Here is a 17,637-nt window from a genome sequence, read left to right on the forward strand (position 1 = left end):
GGGCTGACGATTGCGTGTCGCTCACGACTTCACTTTCTGGCTTCGGAACAGCACATAGGCAAGGACAGCGGCGATCCCGGCCGGGATCAGTACGGCCGCAAGCACGATCATCCAATGCCAGAAGCTGAAGCTGCTCATACGGTTGGACCCTAGGCCGGTGGCTTGAATCCTGGCACCGCGCAGTCAACGCTGCGGCGGCCTGTTTTGATGCATGTGCGGCATGGAGCAGAGATGCTGGACGAAAATCCGACGCAGATCGCGGAGCATTCCAGGGCCGTACAGGAGTGCAAAGCGGAACTGGACTAGTTCATGCTCTCGGGGCTGAAGCCGCGCTTGAAGTGATACTCAACCAGCATCCACCCGCTGTCGATCCCTGTATGGGCCCAGGTTTCGATGGAGCCATCTGCCTGGCGATTCGTGATCGTGATCGCCTCGCCCTGCCGCCCTGAGGCGGGCAGCTCCACAGTTGAGCCGCTGGATGTTCGAGTCAGCGGCTGCGGCTCAATCTGCCTGCGGACAATAGAAATCTCTCCCCCAGAGGTGACGGGCGCGTATCCGGGAGACCGTGCCTTGACCCACGCCAGAATGGACGCGGCCTCGACGGAGCCTGCTGGCCAGGTCGTCCGCGATTCCACGGTGGTGCGCGCCTTCACGGGTGCGGCGTCTGCACCGACCAGTGCCGGGCCGACAGACACACTCGTCAACAGCGCGATGCCGAAAGCAAGCGACGTCATCTGCATGGGAATTCCTTTCCTTGGACAGCGATCAATGGGTGCGTTCCCCACCTCCTGTGGAGGCTACTTCGCCGTCGCAGCCTTGGCCTCTGCTGCCTCGCGTTCCGCCGCCACGGTGGCAGCCACATTCGCAGCGCGGGCGGCGGCGTTCGCGGCCTGCTCCGCTGCGGCACGATCAGCACTGAACTGCGCCTGCCGTTGGATGCTGTATCTGCGCTCCAGTTCCACTGATGCAGCGAAGCTGTCGGGATGCTTCGCGGCGCAGGCCTGCTGCACCAGTTGCACCGCACGGTCGGACAGCCCGGGCTGGAGGTTAGCGAGCAGGCAGTCGCCATACGGAGCGGATGCGGTTGGGCCTGCGGCCAGTGCGACGACGATCATTGCATTCAACATGCGTACCTCCTTGTAGGTTTGAACATGACGATGGACCGGTCCGGCCCGAGTATGGACCGCTTTGCGGCAGCGGGCTACTCGGCCCGCACATCCCGGCACACCAGTTCCGCCAGGCTGCGGCAGGCGAAGAACAGCCCTTCCACCACCCCGGCGTCCAGATGCCGGTCCGGCGTTGCCATTTCCCGGCAGCGGTCGGCGGCGTGCAGCATTTCCGCCACGGTCAGCATGCCGATGGCAGCCCGTTCCACCCGCGACAGGGCAACCCCACGCCCCGGGGAAACGTCGGCCTCAGACCAGGGCAGACCATCGGCACCTTCACCCGCGCGGATGCGTTTCAGGCAGCCCAGGAAGGTGCTCAGTTCGGGCGATGGGTTGTCATCGTCATCGTTGACGCTGGCGGTATCTGAAACATACGGCGGACGCTGGTTCATGTCGGCTTCCTCGGCGCTGGGGTGGGAATGCCACCGCGCAGGACGGGTGGCAGGCGATGCGTGGCTGCAAGCCGGGATGACAGTAAGCAGTTAACCGGCGGGTCCGAAAACCCCCACGCACCGCCCGCCATGAAGGCCGACGGATCACCCGCCGGCACGGTCCAGAGACAGTGTCGGCGGGTGAGCGCAAACAACATGCTTACAGGCATCGTGGGCTTGCAGGCCCGGCGCCATCCGTTGTCGGTGGCGCTGCATGGTGTTTACGCACGCGCTTGGATTTCAATGAGGATTCTCCGAAGAGAAATGCGGAACCAAGGCGCGCGACGATGGTGGCGCAGGCGCATCTGATGCGGCAAGCGACAGTACGCGACGTGTTGATGCTTACGCCCGGTTTATCGCGTTGGAAGTTGTCGAGAACAGCGGGTGGCGGCGACCATGCCGTGATGTGTCGCGTGGAAAATGGGCGTGACTTTCGCCTGCAGCGGTGGCAAGGCCTGCGAGTCGTACCCTCGAAAATCGGTGCATTTGCGACGACCGAGATGTTGGCGTCTGCGCCGGGGCGAGGTGTTGTAGAGCCGAGCCATGCTCGGCTGCGGTTTGCGCCAAGGCCAAGCCGAGCGTGGGCTCGGCTCTACAGTGATCCATCCACGCTTGGCGTGGATCTACAGCGACCTCGCGCTATGCTCGGCCTCTTTCCCAGGACGGGTTCCCCCATGCGCCTCATCGTGCTGTCGCTGTTGTTGTCCGCCGTCTCCCCCGCGCCACTGATGGCCGCCGAACCCGCGCCGTCCGCGCAGACAACGCCGGCCGCGCCGCTCGTCATCGGCGAGACCTTCACCGTGCAATCGAAGGCGCTGGGCGAGACCCGCCGCATCAATGTCTACCGCCCGCAGCCGTGGGGCCTGGATCCGAAGGCACCGCTGCCGGTGCTCTACATGCCCGACGGTGGCATCGGCGAGGACTTCCTGCATGTGGCGGGGCTGGTGCAGGTGTTGAGCGGCAACGGCGGCATGCGTCCGTTCCTGCTGGTCGGCATCGAGAACACCGAGCGCCGCCGCGACATGACCGGCCCCAGCAAGGACCCGCAGGACCAGAAGATCGCGCCGCGCATCGGCGGTTCGGCGGCCTACCGCGCCTTCCTGCGCGATGAACTGATGCCGCAGGTGCGCCAGCGCTACCCGACCACCGACGAGCGTGCGTTGATCGGCGAATCGTTGGCCGGCCTGTTCGTGGTTGAAACACTGCTGCAGGAACCGGCGCTGTTCAACAGCTACATCGCGCTCGATCCCAGCCTGTGGTGGAACCGTGGCACCTTGCTGGCCGGCGCAGCCACGCAGCTGCCGGCGGTGACGCAGGCAAAGCCACGCGTATTCCTGGCCAGCAGTGGGCAACCGGAACTGGCCAGTTCCGCGGCGCAGCTGGCCACGCTGCTGCAACAGCCGTCGCCGTCGCCGCTGGTGAAGTACCTGCCGCTGCCGGAAGAAACCCACGCCACGATCTATCACCCGGCCGCATTGCAGGCACTGCGCACGCTGTTCCCGGCGCCGCCAGCGGCTTCGCCCTGACCGCACTGGCACCGGCGTGCACCGCATGCAAGGATGCGGCAGCGGCGCCATCCGGTGCGCCGCCCGTAACGGGAGCGTGTGGATGCAGCGTGTGCGTGGATGGAGTGTGGCGGCCTGTCTGGCCGTAAGTGGCTGTGCGATGTCGGTGGCGCCACCGGCGGCGCAGAGTGAGGCGAAGCAAAGCGCGTCTACCGTCGCGCCGGGTGTGGTGCTGCCGGATACCGAGGCGCTGCGCGTGCACGATCCGGTCGGCCGCGATTACCCGGTGTGGGTGGCGTTGCCGGCCGACTACGCCGCACATCCGGAAAAGCGCTATCCGGTGCTGTACGTGACCGACGCGCTGTACAGCTTCCCGCTGGTACGCAGCGTGCGACACATGGTGGGGCAGCGGGGCGTCAACATCGAAGACTTCATCCTGGTGGGGCTGCCGCCGCAGGAGGGGCTGACCTCCAGGCAGAGCCGCTCGCGCGACTACACGCCCAGCGACCCGGCACGTACCGATCCGCGGGACTACAGTGATGACGTCAGCTACGGCGGTGCCGCGCACTATCGCGACTTTCTTGCCGAGCAGGTGCTGCCGATGATCGATGCGCGCTACCGCACCGATCCGGCGCGGCGTGCCTATGCAGGCCATTCCTATGGTGGCCTGTTCGGTGCCTATGTGCTGACCACGCGCCCGGACATGTTCCGTAGCTATATCCTGTCCAGTCCGTCGCTGTGGTTCGATGATCATCGCGTGCCGCGCATGCAGGCGGAGGCCAAGGCGCCGACGCAGCCGACCACGGTGGTGCTGTCGGTAGGCAGCTTTGAAACGGTCAAGCCCGAGCCGCGTTATTTCACCCGCAACGACATGCTGCGCGACAACGCCGAGTTCGCCGAGCAGCTGCGCAGCAGCGGGCGTTCGTTGAAGGTGGAGAACATGGTGATCGATGACGAGGACCACTTCACGGTCTACCCGGACGTGATCACGCGCGCGCTGCTGAGGGTGTTCCCGGGCACCGGGCCGTACAGCAGCGGTTGACGGCGGAGGTCATCCACGCAGGGCGTGGATGGATGCTTCACGCCGCCTGTGCATCCGGCCCGGTCAATACGCCCACATCCGCGTGGCGGAAGCACAGGCGGATCGCATCGAGCAACTCGCTCATGTTGTACGGCTTGGGCAGGAAATGGATGCCGTCGCGCAACTGCGGCAGGACGGCGTGCTGGTCCATGCCCGATGTCACCAGGATCGGCAGCTGGGGATGCAGGCCGCGGACCCGGTTGGCGGCTTCGATGCCGCTGATCGGGCCCAGATTGACGTCGGTGAACAGCAGGTCGAAGCGCTCGCCGGCGGCCAGCAGGCCCAGTGCCGCTTCGGCAGAGCTCACCCCCACCACGTGGCAGGCCTGGCTTTCCAGCGCCATGCGGCTCAGTTCGCGGGTCTCCTCCGCGTCCTCGATCAGCAGGACGCGCGGTTCAACGTGGCGCTTGGACAGCAACATGACGCGACAACTCCGGACAGCGACGGTGAAAAGGCGCGCAAGTATGCGCAATCCGGTAGTGATCCCGGCGTGCACGGCAAGCCACGTGGATGTTACAGGCGGCGCCGGCGCACGCCCCAGGCCAGGACCGCGACCGCCAGCAGAGCCGTGCCGATGCGCAGGCTGGTGGCCTGCCAACCCAGCGCCACGGCGTCGTCCAGGCTGAACACGTTCCAGGCCAGGTTCATCGACACGTGCAGCGCCAGGCCGCACCACAGGGTGTTGCCATCCAGGCGGTCCAGCCAGGCGAAGACGAAGCCGCCCAAGGCGATCACCGTACCGACGAACAGCGCCACCCCGCCGCCATCGAAACCGCCGAATCCAAGCCAGTGCACCATGCCGAACAACAGGGCCTGCGGCAGTGCGAGCAAGGGCCACGGGCCGCGCACGATCTTCACCAGCAGAATGAAGCCCAGGCCGCGGAACAGAATCTCTTCGGCCAGCGGGAACAGAATGGCCAGCATCGTCGCATCGAGGGCGGTCAGCGCCGTGTTGGGTCGGCCGAGCACGGCCAGACCCACCCAGCAGGGCAGGCTGGCCAGCAGCACCCATAGCGGTCCGCGCATCCCGTTGCCGCGCAGGCCGAGGCTTTCGGCCAACCCCATGTGGCGCGGACGCAGCAGCAGGGCCAGCAGCACGGCCACCAGCACCGCCAGGGCGTTGTCGAGCAGGCTGCCGCCATAGGGGATCGGCAGGCCGGGGATGGGCCGCCCCAGCGCCGCCGCGATGTCACGTACGTTCAGCCCCAGGCCCGTTCCCAGCAGGACCAGCAGGATCCGGGCGGCAGTCGGCAGGCGGGACAGGACACTCATCAGCGCATTCCATGCGGGACCAGACCGCAGTGTGCGATGCGGCGCGATGCAGGGCACGCGCCGGAAGTCCCCCTGCCATCGGTCATGCGTTGCCGGACAGTCATCGCAGAGCAGGTAGAGTCCAGATCAGACCTGACAGGAGCAATGCCGATGCTGTGCCCCGTGTGCAAGACCCAGACCCTGCAGATGGCCGAGCGCCATGGCATCGAGATCGACTACTGCCCGAATTGCCGCGGCGTGTGGCTGGATCGTGGCGAACTGGACAAGATCATCGAGCGCGCCAATGCCGGTGCGGCGGTGCCGCCACCGCCGCCAGCACAGGCACAACCGGCGGCAGTGCCACCGCCGGTGATGCACCGCGATACCCGCCACCTTGGCCAGCGTCACGACGAAAACCGTGGCCAGCACGGTTACGGCTACAAGAAAAAGAAGAAGGAAAGCTTCCTGTCCGACCTGTTCGATTTCTGACAGGCCCACGGGGCAGCGGCGATCCCGGGGGCGTCAGGCCCGGCGCAGGATGAACTCGCGATCGCGGCTGTCGCCGACGATGAAGTCGTATTCGCCGGCCTTGCTGCAACCGTAGCGCGCGTAGAAGCGCTGTGCGCCGAGGTTCTCCTCCCAGACGCCGACCCACAGGGTGCGGCGCTGCGGCGTATCCAGCCAATGCAGGAACGCCTCCATCAGGCGCGCCCCGTGGCCGCCGTTCTGGTACGCCGCCAGCACATACAGGCGCTTGAGTTCGATGTCGCCGTCGCGGGCGTCGACATGCGGCAGGGTGTTGGCTCCTGCGGCCAGATAGCCAACCACCGTATCGCCATCGAGCAGCAGCCAGACCGCGCTGCGTGGATCGGACAGCTCGATGCGCTGCGGCTGCGTGCTGTAGTGCGCGTGCAGGAACGCATGCAGATCCTGCGGCGGATAGGAGTCGCCCCAGGTTTCGGTGTAGGTGGCGATGGCGATCGCTGAGAGCGCTTCAGCGTCGGCGAAGGTGGCGCGGCGGATCTGCAAGGCCATGATGCAAGCTGCGAAAGAACGTGCCGCAGTGTAGCCGGCCCCGGTCTGAACCGGGGCCGGCTGCTGCACGCATTGTGCCGACTAGAACCACATGCGCACGCCCGCTACCCAGCGCGTGTCGCGCGCGTGGTCGCCGGCATAGTCGGCGGTATCGCCGAAACTGCGCTCATGGGTGATACCGATGTAAGGCGCGAAGCGGCGGCTGAACTCGTAGCGCAGGCGCAGTCCGGCCTCGACCTTGTTCAGGCCGCGCCCGATGCCGTACTCCGGTTCGTCCTTGCTGGCCACGGTGGCCTCCACCAGCGGCTGCAGGATCAGCCGGTTGGTCAGCAGCACGTCGTACTCCACTTCGGCCTTGGCCACCAGCTGTCCGCCGGAGCCGGCATAGAGCGTGGCCGAACTCTCGAACTTGTACGGCGCCAGGCCCTGGATGCCGATGGCCGCCCAGGTTCGGGAATCGGCGGGGCGGAAGTCCTGGCGGACACCCATCAGTACATCCCACCAGGGCGACACGCTGCGCCCGTACAGTGCTTCCACCGCCGAGGATTCGGTGCGGCCCTCACTGCGCTCGCCATCGGTGCGCAGCCACAGGCGGTTGATGTTGCCGCCGATCCAGCCGGTGGCCTCCCAGGCCTGGCCGTTGCTGTTTTTGCCGTCCCAATGCTCCAGGCGGTCGATCAGCAGCAGGCTGTTGATCTCCGGCGCATGCTCCATCGCGCCATGGGCGATGGGCGGGAACGCGGCGGCACGATCGGCGTCGGTGGGCACTGGAATCGGCTCGCGCGGCTCGGTCGGTGCGGGCGTGCCGTGACCCATCGCCGCGTGATCCATCTGCGAGTGATCCATCGTCGAATGATCCATCTTCGAGTGATCCATCGTCGAATGATCCATCTTCGAGTGATCAACCGCGTCTTCGGCAGTGGGCTGCTTGGTCTTCGGCCCCGGTGCCGGTGCGGGCGTGGGCATGTCATGGCCCGCGTGCGACTGTGCGAAAGCAGGCAGTGCGACGGTCAGGGCCATTGCCAGCAGGCTGGGGGAGAAAAGGGAGCGCTTCATTCTTCGATCCTCACTTCGCGCATCATCCCCGCTTCCATGTGGTAGAGCAGGTGGCAGTGATAGGCCCAGCGGCCGAGCGCATCGGCGCGCACGCGGTAGCTGCGGCGGGTGCCCGGCGGCATGTCCACCGTGTGCTTGCGCAGCTGGAAGTTGCCCTGCGCGTCCTCCACATCGCTCCAGACGCCATGCAGGTGGATCGGATGCTGCATCATCGTGTCGTTGACCAGCACGATGCGCATGCGCTCGCCGTAGTTCAGCCGCAGTGGCTCGGCGCTGGCGAATGGAATGCCGTCGAACGACCAGGAGAACTTCTCCATGTGGCCGGTCAGGTGCAGCTCGATCTCACGGCTGGGCTCGCGGCCATCGGGGTCCTCGAACAGGCTGCGCATCGCGCCGTAGGTCAGCACCTGGCGGCCGTTGTCGCGCAGGCCGATGCCGGGATCGTCCAGCTTGGGATCGGTGGCCGAGCTCTGCATGTCCACCAGCGGATTGTTGCGTTCGCTGGCCGGGTGCTGCGGTGCCTTGCCGGTGGTCGTCGCGCCGCCATGCGCGCCGTGCCCCATGCTGGCGCCGCAGCCGCCTTCCATGCCTTTCATCGCGGCCATGTCATGACCGCCGTGACCGCCGCCCATGTCGTGACCCATATCGCTCATCGTCAGCAGCGGGCGTGGGTCGCGGGCGGGAACCGGCGCCTGCAGGCCGTGGCGCACGGCCAGGGTGCCGGCCGCGTAGCCGGTGCGGCCCATGTCCTGGCAGAAGATGGTGAACGCATCCTGCCCGCTGGGTTCGACCAGCACGTCGTAGGTCTCGGCGGGGGCGATGCGGAACTCATCGATGCTGACCGGATGGATGTACTGGCCATCGGCAGCGACCACGGTCATCTTCAGGCCGGGAATGCGCACGTCGAAGTAGGTCATCGAGGCGCCGTTGATGAAGCGCAGCAGCACCTTCTCGCCAGTGCGGAACAGCCCGGTCCAGTTGCCGGCCGGCGCGGTGCCGTTCATCAGGTAGGTGTACGTATGCGCGTTGATGTCGGAGATGTCGGTGGGTGTCATCCGCATCCGTCCCCACATGCCGCGGTCGGACAGCGCCGCAGACCAGCCATCGCTGCGCACATCGCGCACGAAGTCGGGCAGGGTGCGCTTGTAGTAGTTGTCGTGCTCGGCGAGCTTCTTCATGCGCCGGAACAGTGCACCCGGGTCCATGTCGGTCCAGTCCGACAGCATGATCACGTGCTCGCGGTCGTGCCGGTACGGGGCCGGCTCGGCCGGGTCGATGATCAGTGCGCCATACAGGCCGGCCTGCTCCTGGAACATCGAATGGCTGTGATACCAGTACGTGCCCGACTGCTTGAGCTGGAAGTGGTAGTGGTAGGTCTCGCCGGGACCGATGCCGTTGAAGCTCAGGCCCGGGACGCCGTCCATGTTGGCCGGCAGCAGGATGCCGTGCCAGTGGATCGAGGTCGGGTGGCGGTCCAGCGTATTGCGTACGAACAGATCCACGGTCTGGCCCTCGCGCCAGCGCAGGATCGGTGCCGGCAGTGAGCCGTTGACGGTGATCGCCGGCCGGGTGCGACCAGTGAAGTTGGCCAGCGATTCGCCGATGGCCAGTTCCAGGCGGGTATCGGTCAGCACGGCCGGTGCGCCGGCCAGGCGCGGGGCGGCACTGGCCGCAGCGAGCGCGCGCTGCGGCACGCCGACCGCGGCGATGCCGGCAACCACGCCGCCAGCGGCGAGACCCTGAACGAACAGGCGGCGCGACGGCATGGGCAGGGCGCCCGGGCCGGGGGGAATGCGGGTATTCATGGTGGTGACTCCAGACACGGTAGGACGCCGGCAGCGGGCCGGCTTGAGTGCGCGTGGCGCACGACGCGTGTGGATCAGGCGATGGGAGGGCGGGAAAGTGGCGGCAACGGCGGCGCCGGGCGGCCGTTGGCCGGCATCGGCTGCGGTGTCAGCGACAGGCTGGGACCGGCCATGAAGGGCAGCGCCTGCACCGCCAGCAGGGGATGCTGGGCACAGCTGCGCAGGCAGTCCTTGATCTGGCAATGCGCATCGTGGGCCGCCGGTTGGGCCTGCGGCGCCTCGTCGGCGGACATGGCGGCGTGGTGATGGCAGTCGGCGTCGCCCGCCATCGTCGCCATCATCACGTGGGCCATGCGGCCCATCTCCTCATGACCGCTGGCCATGGCCGCGTTCAGCCCGTTGAGCAACAGGCTGAGCATGAGCACGACGCGGAGCAGGGTAGAGGCCAGGGACATGGCGCTAATCTAGCCGCAAGCGGGCCCGGATGCACTTCCGGCTGAATGGCCGGTTCAAGATTGGAGCGGCACCAATGTAGAGCCGAGCCCGCGCTCGGCTGCTTCTGCGGCAATGGCAGCCGAGCGTGGGCTCGGCTCTGCAGGAGGCCGGGCGCTACCCCTCTTCGCGCACGATTTCCACCAGGCGCGGACCATAGCGGCTCAGCTTGGTGCCACCGATGCCGCCGACCCGGGCCAGCTCGTCCAGGCTGGTGGGGCGCTGTTCGGCGATGTTGCGCAGGGTACTGTCGTGGAAGATCACGAAGGCCGGCACGTTCTGCTCGCGGGCCAGTTCGGCACGCAGGCCGCGCAGGGCATTGAACAGGGCCAGATCCTGCGGGGGGACCGACAGGCCGGTGCGCTGCGCGCTGCGTTCGCGGCCGGCGCTGGTCGCAGCCTCGCGGCGCATGTTCACCGTGCGGCGGCCCTTCAGTACGTCGCGGCTGGCATCGGTCAGGCGCAGGCCACCGTGGCCTTCGCTATCCACTTCGAGCAGGCTGGCGGCCACCAGCTGGCGGAATACGCTGCGCCAGGTCCGTGCATCCAGGTCGCGGCCGATGGCGTAGGTGCTGAGCTGGTCATGACCTTGCTGGCGCACCTTCTCGTTCTCGCTGCCGCGCAGGATGTCGATCAGATGGCCGACGCCGTAGCGCTGGCCGCTGCGGTAGACGCAGCTCAGTGCCTTCTGCGCGGGAACTGTCGCGTCCCATGCCGCTGGCGGGGTCAGGCAGTTGTCGCAGTTGCCGCAGGGGCGGGGATAGGTCTCCCCGAAGCCGGCCAGCAGCACCTGGCGGCGACACTGCATGGATTCGCAGTAGCCGAGCAGGTGGTCGAGCTTGGACCGCTCCAGCTGCTTGCGTTCCTCGCCGGCTTCGGACTGCTCGATCATCTGCTTGAGCAGCACGACGTCGCCCAGGCCGTAGCACAGCCATGCTTCGGCCGCTTCGCCATCGCGGCCGGCGCGGCCGGTTTCCTGGTAGTAGCCTTCCATCGACTTGGGCAGGTCGGTATGCGCAACGAAGCGCACGTCCGGCTTGTCGATGCCCATGCCGAAGGCGATGGTGGCGCACATGACGATGCCGTCCTCGCGCAGGAAGCGGCGCTGGTTGTCCGCGCGGACGTCGGCGGGCAGGCCGGCGTGGTAGGGCAGGGCGTTGAAGCCCTGTCCGCGCAGGTACTCGGCGGTTTCCTCGACCTTGCGCCGCGACATGCAGTAGACGATGCCCGCCTCGCCGCGATGGCCGCGCAGGAAATCGGTCAGCTGCTTGCGTGCGTTGTCCTTCTGCACCACGGTGTAGCGGATGTTGGGGCGGTCGAAGGAGCTGACGAAATGGCGGGCATCCTGCAGGTCCAGGCGCTCGGCGATCTCGCGCTGGGTCGGCGGATCGGCGGTGGCTGTCAGGGCAATCCGGGGAATCTGCGGCCAGCGCTCGTGCAGCACCGTCAGCTGGCGGTACTCGGGGCGGAAGTCATGGCCCCATTGCGACACGCAATGGGCTTCGTCGATCGCGAACAGGGCAATCCGGCTGCGCGAGAGCAGGGACAGGAAGCGACCCGTCAGCAGGCGCTCGGGTGCGACATAGAGCATGTCCAGCTCGCCGGCCAGCAGTTCGCGTTCGACGCGGCCGGCAGTGTCCACGTCCAGCGTCGAGTTCAGGTATTCGGCGCGCACGCCCAGCTGGCGCAGGGCTTCGACCTGGTCCTGCATCAGTGCGATCAGCGGTGAGATGACAATGCCGCATCCGTCGCGCAGCAGGGCGGGCACCTGGTAGCACAGCGACTTGCCACCACCGGTGGGCATCAACACCAGGGCGTCGTGACCGGCAGCCACGTGCTCCACGATGTCCTGCTGCGGACCACGGAAATCGTCGTAACCAAAGACGCGGTTGAGCAGGTCGTGCGCGGGACGGGAAGCCATCGCGCTAGTTTACCCCGGAGGGAGGGATAGGGGTTCGGCAGGGCTGCGCCCTGCACCTGCTGCAAGCCAGTGCAACGTCAAAGGCAACAGCCGGCTCTGGGCTGATCCGCGGTCTGGTGGGGCGGTGTCGGAGTGCGGGGACGCCGCAAGTACGTCCGTGTAGGCTTGGCAGCCGCATCCATGCGGCTGACACCCCGCACTCCGACACCGCCCCACCTTCGACAGTTTCCCGGTGACGGTGGGGCCATCCACGCCCTGCGTGGATGAAATCTGTCAGATATCGACAAACAGAATGGGGTCGGATCCGTTTTCCTGCGGAAAACGGATCCGACCCCAAGGCATGTCCTGACAGCTCGCGGAGATCTATCGAAGGCGGGGTGGGTCCGGTTGCGGGGGCGTGAGCGCCATGGATGGCGCGACCGAGCCTACAGGGACGTACTTGCGGCGTCCCCCGCAACCGGACCCACCCCGCCAACCCACAGGAAACCCGCTTTTGCTCCGGCCGTTGCCGTTGCAGTTGCTTCTGCGGGTGCAGGGCGCAGCCCTGCCGAACACCCCCCGACCCTTACTGGAGCAGGGAGCGCAGCATCCACGCATACTTCTCGTGGGTCTGCAGGCGCTGGGTCATCAGATCCTCGGTCGGGGCATCATCGCCCTTGGCCGCCACCTCCAGCACTTCACGCGCCGTACGGCAGACCGCTTCGTTGGCGACCACCAACTGGCGTACCATTTCCCGCCAGTCCGCACTGTCGGTCAGGCCCGGCTCCTCGGCGATCGAGGTCAGCGCAGCGAACTCCCGGTAGGAGCCCGGGGCATTGAAGCCCAGCGCGCGGATGCGCTCGGCCACATCGTCCAGGGCCGCCCATTGCTCGGTGTACTGTGTTTCAAACATGGTGTGCAGCGAGTTGAACATCGACCCGGTCACGTTCCAGTGGAAGTTGTGCGTCTTCAGGTAGAGCGTGAACGCGTCAGCCTGGAAGCGCGACAGACCGTCGGCGATCTTCTTGCGGTCGCCCTGGGTGATCCCGATATCGATATTGGGGGCCGACGGCGCCGCAGCGGCAAGCTTCTGCTTGCCGGTCTTGGCCTTGGTCGGGCTCTTGGTCTTCGCCATGGGGTTCCTCCTTTGTGGAATCGTTGGTCTTCACAATAAATCAGTCTTGACGACTGTTTGCTTTCAAAGTTTTAAACGAACCGATTGATGAACGCTATCGACAAAATGCCGCAGTCCCGCCTGCGCCAACAGCGCGCCGCCATCGACGGCGCAATGAGCCGCGACCGGGGCCGTTTGCTGGGGATGCTCTCGCGTTGCCAGGCCAAGCCACAGGATGCGGCACTGGCTGCTACCTTCGAGCAGGCCTTGCAGGCGTCGGTGCAGCGCCGGCAGAAACGGGCGCAGCAGCAACCAGCCATTACTCTGGACCCCCAGCTGCCGACTGCGCGTGAAGCCGATGCCATCATCGCGCTGATCCGGGATCACCAGGTGGTGGTGATCGCGGGCGAAACGGGCTCGGGCAAGACCACCCAGCTGCCCAAGCTGTGCCTGGCCGCCGGCCGTGGCCAGGCCGGCATGATCGGTTGCACCCAGCCGCGCCGGATCGCCGCACGCGCGGTGGCCAGCCGCGTGGCACAGGAGCTGCAGAGCGAGCTGGGCCAGCTGGTCGGCTACCAGGTGCGCTTCAACGACAAGGTCAGCGAGGACAGCCGCATCAAGTTCATGACCGACGGCATCCTGCTGGCGGAGATCGCCAGCGACCGCTGGCTGTCGAACTACGACACGATCATCGTCGATGAAGCGCATGAACGCAGCCTCAACATCGACTTCCTGCTCGGCTATCTGAAGCAGCTGCTGCGCAAGCGGCCGGACCTGAAACTGATCGTCACCTCGGCCACCATCGACACCGACCGTTTCGCCCAGCATTTCGACGACGCGCCGGTGATCAGCGTGGAGGGCCGTACCTATCCGGTCGAGGTGCGCTACCGCGCGCTGGAAGGCGAGGGCGAGCAGGAGGGCGAACGCACCGTCAACGATGCGATCGTGTCGGCGATCGACGAGATCACGCGCCTGGACGCGCGGGGCGATGTGCTGATCTTCCTGCCGGGTGAACGTGAGATCCGCGACGCCCACCAGTCGCTGGAGCGACGCCGGTACCGCAATACCGAGGTGCTGCCGTTGTATGCACGGCTGTCCAACCAGGACCAGGACCGGGTGTTCAACCCCGGGCCGAACCGGCGCATCGTGCTGGCCACCAACGTGGCCGAGACCTCGCTGACGGTGCCGCGTATCCGTTATGTGGTCGATCCGGGCTTCGCCCGCGTCAAGCGTTACAGCCCGCGCAACAAGCTTGACCGCTTGCACATCGAGCCGATCTCGCAGGCCAGCGCCAACCAGCGCAAGGGCCGCTGCGGCCGTATCGCCGAGGGCATCTGCTACCGCCTGTATGCGGAGGCCGATTTCCAGGCCCGGCCGGAGTTCACCGATCCGGAAATCCGCCGCTCCAGCCTGGCCGGGGTGATCCTGCGCATGCTGCAGTTGGGTCTGGGCCGCATCGAGGATTTTCCTTTCCTGGAAGCACCGGACGAACGTGCGGTGGCCGATGGCTGGCAGCAGCTGACCGAGCTGGGCGCGATCGACAGCGAGCGGCGCATGACCGCGATCGGCAAGCAGATGGCGCGCCTGCCGGTGGATGTGAAGCTGGCACGCATGCTGGTGGCGGCACAGGCGGCCGGCTGCCTGCGGCCGATGCTGGTGATCGCCTCGTTCCTGGGCATCCAGGACCCGCGCGAGCGACCGGCCGAGGCACGGGGGGCCGCCGACACCGCGCATGCCCAGTTCGCCGACGGCCGCTCCGAGTTCGTCGGCGTGCTGCGCCTGTGGGATGCCTACCGGCAGGCCCATGAAGACCTGACCCAGTCCAAGCTGCGCGACTGGTGCGGGCGGCATTTCCTTGGATTCCTGCGCATGCGCGAGTGGCGCGAGCTGCATCGCCAACTACGCCTGCTGTGCGAGGAGCTGGGCTGGAAGGAAGAGCCCGTGGAAGCATCGATGGCACCGTTGCTGGCGGGCAGCAGTGCGCCGGCGGCCGCACGTGATGACGCGGCAGCGGTGAAAGCCACGCGGGGCCAGCTGCACCGCGCTGCCCGCCTGGCCCGCGAGGGCAAGGCAGAGGCCGTGCCGGCGCCGGTGGCGGCACGGGCGCAGAAAGAGCAGGCGCCTGCCGGCGGCGGCTTCAGTGAACGCGTGCGGGCTTCGGCCTATCAGACGCTGCATCGTGCACTGGTGGCGGGCCTGCCTACGCAGATCGGCCATCGCACCGAGAAGGGGGATTTCCTCGCGCCACGCCAGCGCCGCTTCCTGCCGTTCCCCGGTTCCGTGCTGTCCAAGCGGCCACCCCCCTGGTTGCTGGTGGCCAACCTGCTCGACACGCAGAAGGTGTGGGGCATGACCCTGGCGGCGATCGAGCCGGACTGGGTGATTGCCGAGCTGCCGCACCTGCTCCTGCGCAAGCACTTCGACCCGCATTGGTCGCGTGCGCAGGGCCAGGTGCTGGCATCGGAACAGATCAGCCTGTTCGGTCTGGTGCTGGCGCCGAAGAAGCCGGTGCATTACGGACGCATCGCACCCGGCGAGGCGCACGACATCTTCGTGCGGCAGGCGCTGGTGACCGGCGAGATCAACACCCGCGCCAGTTTCGTGGCAGACAACCAGAAGGTGCTGGAGGTGGCGCGCGAGGAAGAAGCGAAGCTGCGCCGGGCTGGCATCGTTGCCGATGAAAACTGGCAGGCGCGCTGGTATCTGGACCGGGTTCCCCCCCACATCCATTCGGCATCCGGCCTGGACGCGTGGTGGAAGGAACTGCCGCCCGCACAGCGCAAGGGGCTGCACTGGACGCTGGCGGACCTGCTGCCGGGCGAAGGCAGCGAACAGGAGCGTTATCCGAAGTATCTGCCGCTGGGCCAGGCAAGGCTGCCGCTGCACTACCGTTTCGAGCCGGGTGCCGAAGATGATGGTGTCACCCTGGAGGTGCCGCTGCACCTGCTCAACGCACTCGATCCAGTGCAGTTGGGCTGGCTGGCGCCAGGCTTCGTCGCCGACAAGGCGGCAGCGCTGATCCGCAGCCTGCCCAAGGCGATGCGCCGCAATTATGTGCCGGCCCCGGATTTCGGCCGTGCGTTCCATGAGGCGTTCCCCAATGCCAGTGCCGATGCGATCACCGGCGAACTGGCACGCTTCCTGTCGCGCGCGACCGGCGCCCCAGTCGCGGCGACTGATTTCGAGCCGGATTCCATCGAGCCGCATCTGCACATGAATCTGCGACTGCGCGACGAGCAGGGCAAGGTGCTGGCCACCTCACGTGACCTCGACGCGTTGCGGGCGCGATTCGGCGGCCGAGCCGGTGATGCCTTTGCCGCGCGTGCCGGTCGCGAGATGGCGGCCGATGGGCTGCGCACCTTCCCGGCTGCGCCGATTCCACTGCAGGTACCCGGTGAGGCGGGCGTGCCCGCCTATCCGGCGCTGCTGGACGAGGGTGACAGTGTGGCCCTGCGCATCTTCGCCGACCGCCAGCAGGCCGAGGAGGCCCACCCACTGGGCGTGCGCCGCCTGCTGGAGATAGCGCTGGCCGACAAGGTCAAGCAGGCCCGCAAGCAGCTGCCGGTCGGTGCCAAGACGGGCCTGTTGTATGCGGCGATCGAATCGCAGGAGCGCCTGCGAGGCGATCTGGTCGATGCGGCGATGAACGCCGTGCTGGCCGAAGGACTGGAAAGCATCCGCGATGCGGCGGCCTTCGAACAGCGCCGCGAGCATGCAGCCAAGGCCCTGTTTGGCGAGGCGATGTCGCGGCTGAAGCTGGCCGAGACCATCCTGGCGCTGGTGGCGGAACTGAAGCCGATGCTGGAAGCGCCGTTGATGGGCTGGGCACGGGGCAACCTGGACGACATGGAAGCGCAGCTGGCGGGATTGATCCACCCCGGCTTCCTGCGCGACACACCGGCTGATGCGCTGGCCCAGTATCCCCGTTACCTGAAGGCGATGATCCTTCGCACCGAACGTGCCAAGCGCGACCCACCACGTGACCAGGCGCGCATGCTGGAACTGCATCCGTTCCTGGAGGCGCTGGCTGCCGGTGAACAGCAGGGCCTGCGCGAGCGGCCACAGTGGCAGGCGCTGCGCTGGGATCTGGAGGAGCTGCGGGTTTCGCTGTTCGCCCAGGAACTGGGGGCGCGCACCGGCATCTCGGCCAAGAAGCTGGCGCAGCGGGTGGCGGCACTGCGCCAGGCATGAAGCGTGCAGCCGGGCAGTGCCCGGCTGCATTCAAACGGCTCGCGCGTTACTTGGTGCGGCGGACCTTGGGCTGGGTATTGACGCCCTCGACCTTCAGGTACCACACACCCAACATGCCCGGGGTGATGCTGACCTTGGGTGATTGCCTGCGGACACCGGAAATTGACGTCGCGTCGGTCTGCTCCCATTGCTGGCCGTTGTCCAGCGAATAGACGCGGCCCTTGCCGAAGCCGCGGAACTCGCCCTGCAGCACACCGGTGATCGGCTCCTTGCTGCCGAAGTCGAAGAAGCCACGGTTCTTGCGGATCACTTCCTGACGCCCCTCCTCGCGCGCTTCCTCGCGCACGGCGGCGACCGCCTCGGTGGCAGCGGCTTCGACCTTGCCCTGCAGCCAGCGGTTGAGCGAGGCCAGTTCGGCGGCGCTGAGCTTGTCCAGGCCGGCGGCCTTGAACTCGGCCGGTGACATCTGCTGCTGCAGATCGCCCTCCACCACGCGCTGCGCCAGGGCGGGCGCGGACAGGGACAACAGCACGGCGGCACAGGCCAGCAGCCGTGGACGGGCGCGCAGGACAATGGAAGGCATGACAGGTCTCTCCGGGGTTTGCCCGCGA

The 17,637-nt window shown here is 67.0% G+C and carries 16 protein-coding genes; 4 read left to right on the forward strand and 12 right to left on the reverse strand.

What is annotated here, in order from left to right; all coding sequences use genetic code 11:
• Positions 1 to 302: 302 nt before the first annotated feature.
• From AC5P76_RS01485 to AC5P76_RS01495, 3 genes are all read right to left on the reverse strand, one after another.
• The gene (locus AC5P76_RS01485) at positions 303 to 740 is read right to left on the reverse strand and encodes a hypothetical protein (protein WP_253120277.1); all 438 of its coding nucleotides are present in this window, start codon (positions 738 to 740) and stop codon (positions 303 to 305) included.
• 57 nt (positions 741 to 797) lie between these two features.
• Positions 798 to 1,127 carry a hypothetical protein gene (locus tag AC5P76_RS01490; RefSeq protein ID WP_164153082.1) on the reverse strand — a complete coding sequence of 110 codons (330 nt, stop codon included), beginning with the start codon at positions 1,125 to 1,127 and terminating at the stop codon, positions 798 to 800.
• A 74-nt stretch (positions 1,128 to 1,201) separates the two neighbouring features.
• Positions 1,202 to 1,558, reverse strand: a complete 357-nt coding sequence (locus tag AC5P76_RS01495) for a hypothetical protein (protein WP_253120275.1) — start codon at positions 1,556 to 1,558, stop codon at positions 1,202 to 1,204.
• A 713-nt stretch (positions 1,559 to 2,271) separates the two neighbouring features.
• Between AC5P76_RS01495 and AC5P76_RS01500 the strand changes: the two genes are divergently transcribed.
• Complete coding sequence (locus AC5P76_RS01500) at positions 2,272 to 3,123, forward strand: alpha/beta hydrolase (RefSeq protein WP_253120272.1); 852 nt, start codon at positions 2,272 to 2,274, stop codon at positions 3,121 to 3,123.
• A gap of 82 nt (positions 3,124 to 3,205) precedes the next feature.
• The gene (locus tag AC5P76_RS01505; RefSeq protein ID WP_065174768.1) at positions 3,206 to 4,144 is read left to right on the forward strand and encodes an alpha/beta hydrolase; all 939 of its coding nucleotides are present in this window, start codon (positions 3,206 to 3,208) and stop codon (positions 4,142 to 4,144) included.
• Between the two features lie 37 nt (positions 4,145 to 4,181).
• On the opposite strand, the gene AC5P76_RS01510 is transcribed toward AC5P76_RS01505, so the two are convergent.
• Positions 4,182 to 4,604: a response regulator gene (locus AC5P76_RS01510; RefSeq protein WP_065174769.1), complete on the reverse strand. Its 423-nt coding sequence runs from the start codon at positions 4,602 to 4,604 to the stop codon at positions 4,182 to 4,184.
• 92 nt (positions 4,605 to 4,696) lie between these two features.
• Positions 4,697 to 5,455 (reverse strand): CPBP family glutamic-type intramembrane protease, encoded by a 759-nt coding sequence (locus tag AC5P76_RS01515; protein ID WP_253120268.1) that lies wholly within the window; start codon positions 5,453 to 5,455, stop codon positions 4,697 to 4,699.
• A 150-nt stretch (positions 5,456 to 5,605) separates the two neighbouring features.
• Between AC5P76_RS01515 and AC5P76_RS01520 the strand changes: the two genes are divergently transcribed.
• A complete protein-coding gene (locus tag AC5P76_RS01520) occupies positions 5,606 to 5,923 on the forward strand; it encodes a TFIIB-type zinc ribbon-containing protein (protein ID WP_053520162.1) in 318 nt (105 codons plus the stop codon).
• Between the two features lie 33 nt (positions 5,924 to 5,956).
• On the opposite strand, the gene AC5P76_RS01525 is transcribed toward AC5P76_RS01520, so the two are convergent.
• The 6 genes from AC5P76_RS01525 to AC5P76_RS01550 form a co-directional block, all read right to left on the reverse strand.
• Entirely contained in the window at positions 5,957 to 6,469 is a 513-nt protein-coding gene (locus AC5P76_RS01525; RefSeq protein WP_065174771.1) for a GNAT family N-acetyltransferase, read from the reverse strand.
• A gap of 81 nt (positions 6,470 to 6,550) precedes the next feature.
• Positions 6,551 to 7,525 (reverse strand): copper resistance protein B, encoded by a 975-nt coding sequence (locus tag AC5P76_RS01530; RefSeq protein WP_253120265.1) that lies wholly within the window; start codon positions 7,523 to 7,525, stop codon positions 6,551 to 6,553.
• On the reverse strand, positions 7,522 to 9,330 hold the full coding sequence (locus AC5P76_RS01535) for a copper resistance system multicopper oxidase (RefSeq protein WP_253120263.1): 1,809 nt from the start codon (positions 9,328 to 9,330) through the stop codon (positions 7,522 to 7,524). Before AC5P76_RS01535 ends, AC5P76_RS01530 begins: the two co-directional genes overlap by 4 nt.
• A 74-nt stretch (positions 9,331 to 9,404) precedes the next feature.
• Positions 9,405 to 9,785 carry a CopL family metal-binding regulatory protein gene (locus AC5P76_RS01540; protein WP_253120261.1) on the reverse strand — a complete coding sequence of 127 codons (381 nt, stop codon included), beginning with the start codon at positions 9,783 to 9,785 and terminating at the stop codon, positions 9,405 to 9,407.
• A gap of 154 nt (positions 9,786 to 9,939) precedes the next feature.
• On the reverse strand, positions 9,940 to 11,742 hold the full coding sequence (gene recQ, locus AC5P76_RS01545) for a DNA helicase RecQ (RefSeq protein ID WP_253120259.1): 1,803 nt from the start codon (positions 11,740 to 11,742) through the stop codon (positions 9,940 to 9,942).
• 565 nt (positions 11,743 to 12,307) lie between these two features.
• Entirely contained in the window at positions 12,308 to 12,856 is a 549-nt protein-coding gene (locus AC5P76_RS01550; protein WP_053518946.1) for a Dps family protein, read from the reverse strand.
• A gap of 87 nt (positions 12,857 to 12,943) precedes the next feature.
• Between AC5P76_RS01550 and hrpA the strand changes: the two genes are divergently transcribed.
• A complete protein-coding gene (gene hrpA / locus AC5P76_RS01555) occupies positions 12,944 to 17,026 on the forward strand; it encodes an ATP-dependent RNA helicase HrpA (protein WP_495222601.1) in 4,083 nt (1,360 codons plus the stop codon).
• Positions 17,027 to 17,072: 46 nt separating this feature from the next.
• On the opposite strand, the gene AC5P76_RS01560 is transcribed toward hrpA, so the two are convergent.
• Positions 17,073 to 17,609 carry a hypothetical protein gene (locus AC5P76_RS01560; RefSeq protein WP_128989723.1) on the reverse strand — a complete coding sequence of 179 codons (537 nt, stop codon included), beginning with the start codon at positions 17,607 to 17,609 and terminating at the stop codon, positions 17,073 to 17,075.
• Positions 17,610 to 17,637: the final 28 nt, after the last annotated feature.

It is taken from the genome of Stenotrophomonas sp. YJH_SMC_36, assembly GCF_059369935.1.

Coding starts and splice junctions, on each gene's coding strand:
- AC5P76_RS01485 (WP_253120277.1), bottom strand. CDS start 740: ATGCAGATGACGTCGCTTGCTTTCGGCATCGCGCTGTTGACGAGTGTG.
- AC5P76_RS01490 (WP_164153082.1), bottom strand. CDS start 1,127: ATGTTGAATGCAATGATCGTCGTCGCACTGGCCGCAGGCCCAACCGCA.
- AC5P76_RS01495 (WP_253120275.1), bottom strand. CDS start 1,558: ATGAACCAGCGTCCGCCGTATGTTTCAGATACCGCCAGCGTCAACGAT.
- AC5P76_RS01500 (WP_253120272.1), top strand. CDS start 2,272: ATGCGCCTCATCGTGCTGTCGCTGTTGTTGTCCGCCGTCTCCCCCGCG.
- AC5P76_RS01505 (WP_065174768.1), top strand. CDS start 3,206: ATGCAGCGTGTGCGTGGATGGAGTGTGGCGGCCTGTCTGGCCGTAAGT.
- AC5P76_RS01510 (WP_065174769.1), bottom strand. CDS start 4,604: ATGTTGCTGTCCAAGCGCCACGTTGAACCGCGCGTCCTGCTGATCGAG.
- AC5P76_RS01515 (WP_253120268.1), bottom strand. CDS start 5,455: ATGAGTGTCCTGTCCCGCCTGCCGACTGCCGCCCGGATCCTGCTGGTC.
- AC5P76_RS01520 (WP_053520162.1), top strand. CDS start 5,606: ATGCTGTGCCCCGTGTGCAAGACCCAGACCCTGCAGATGGCCGAGCGC.
- AC5P76_RS01525 (WP_065174771.1), bottom strand. CDS start 6,469: ATGGCCTTGCAGATCCGCCGCGCCACCTTCGCCGACGCTGAAGCGCTC.
- AC5P76_RS01530 (WP_253120265.1), bottom strand. CDS start 7,525: ATGAAGCGCTCCCTTTTCTCCCCCAGCCTGCTGGCAATGGCCCTGACC.
- AC5P76_RS01535 (WP_253120263.1), bottom strand. CDS start 9,330: ATGAATACCCGCATTCCCCCCGGCCCGGGCGCCCTGCCCATGCCGTCG.
- AC5P76_RS01540 (WP_253120261.1), bottom strand. CDS start 9,785: ATGTCCCTGGCCTCTACCCTGCTCCGCGTCGTGCTCATGCTCAGCCTG.
- recQ (WP_253120259.1), bottom strand. CDS start 11,742: ATGGCTTCCCGTCCCGCGCACGACCTGCTCAACCGCGTCTTTGGTTAC.
- AC5P76_RS01550 (WP_053518946.1), bottom strand. CDS start 12,856: ATGGCGAAGACCAAGAGCCCGACCAAGGCCAAGACCGGCAAGCAGAAG.
- hrpA (WP_495222601.1), top strand. CDS start 12,944: ATGAACGCTATCGACAAAATGCCGCAGTCCCGCCTGCGCCAACAGCGC.
- AC5P76_RS01560 (WP_128989723.1), bottom strand. CDS start 17,609: ATGCCTTCCATTGTCCTGCGCGCCCGTCCACGGCTGCTGGCCTGTGCC.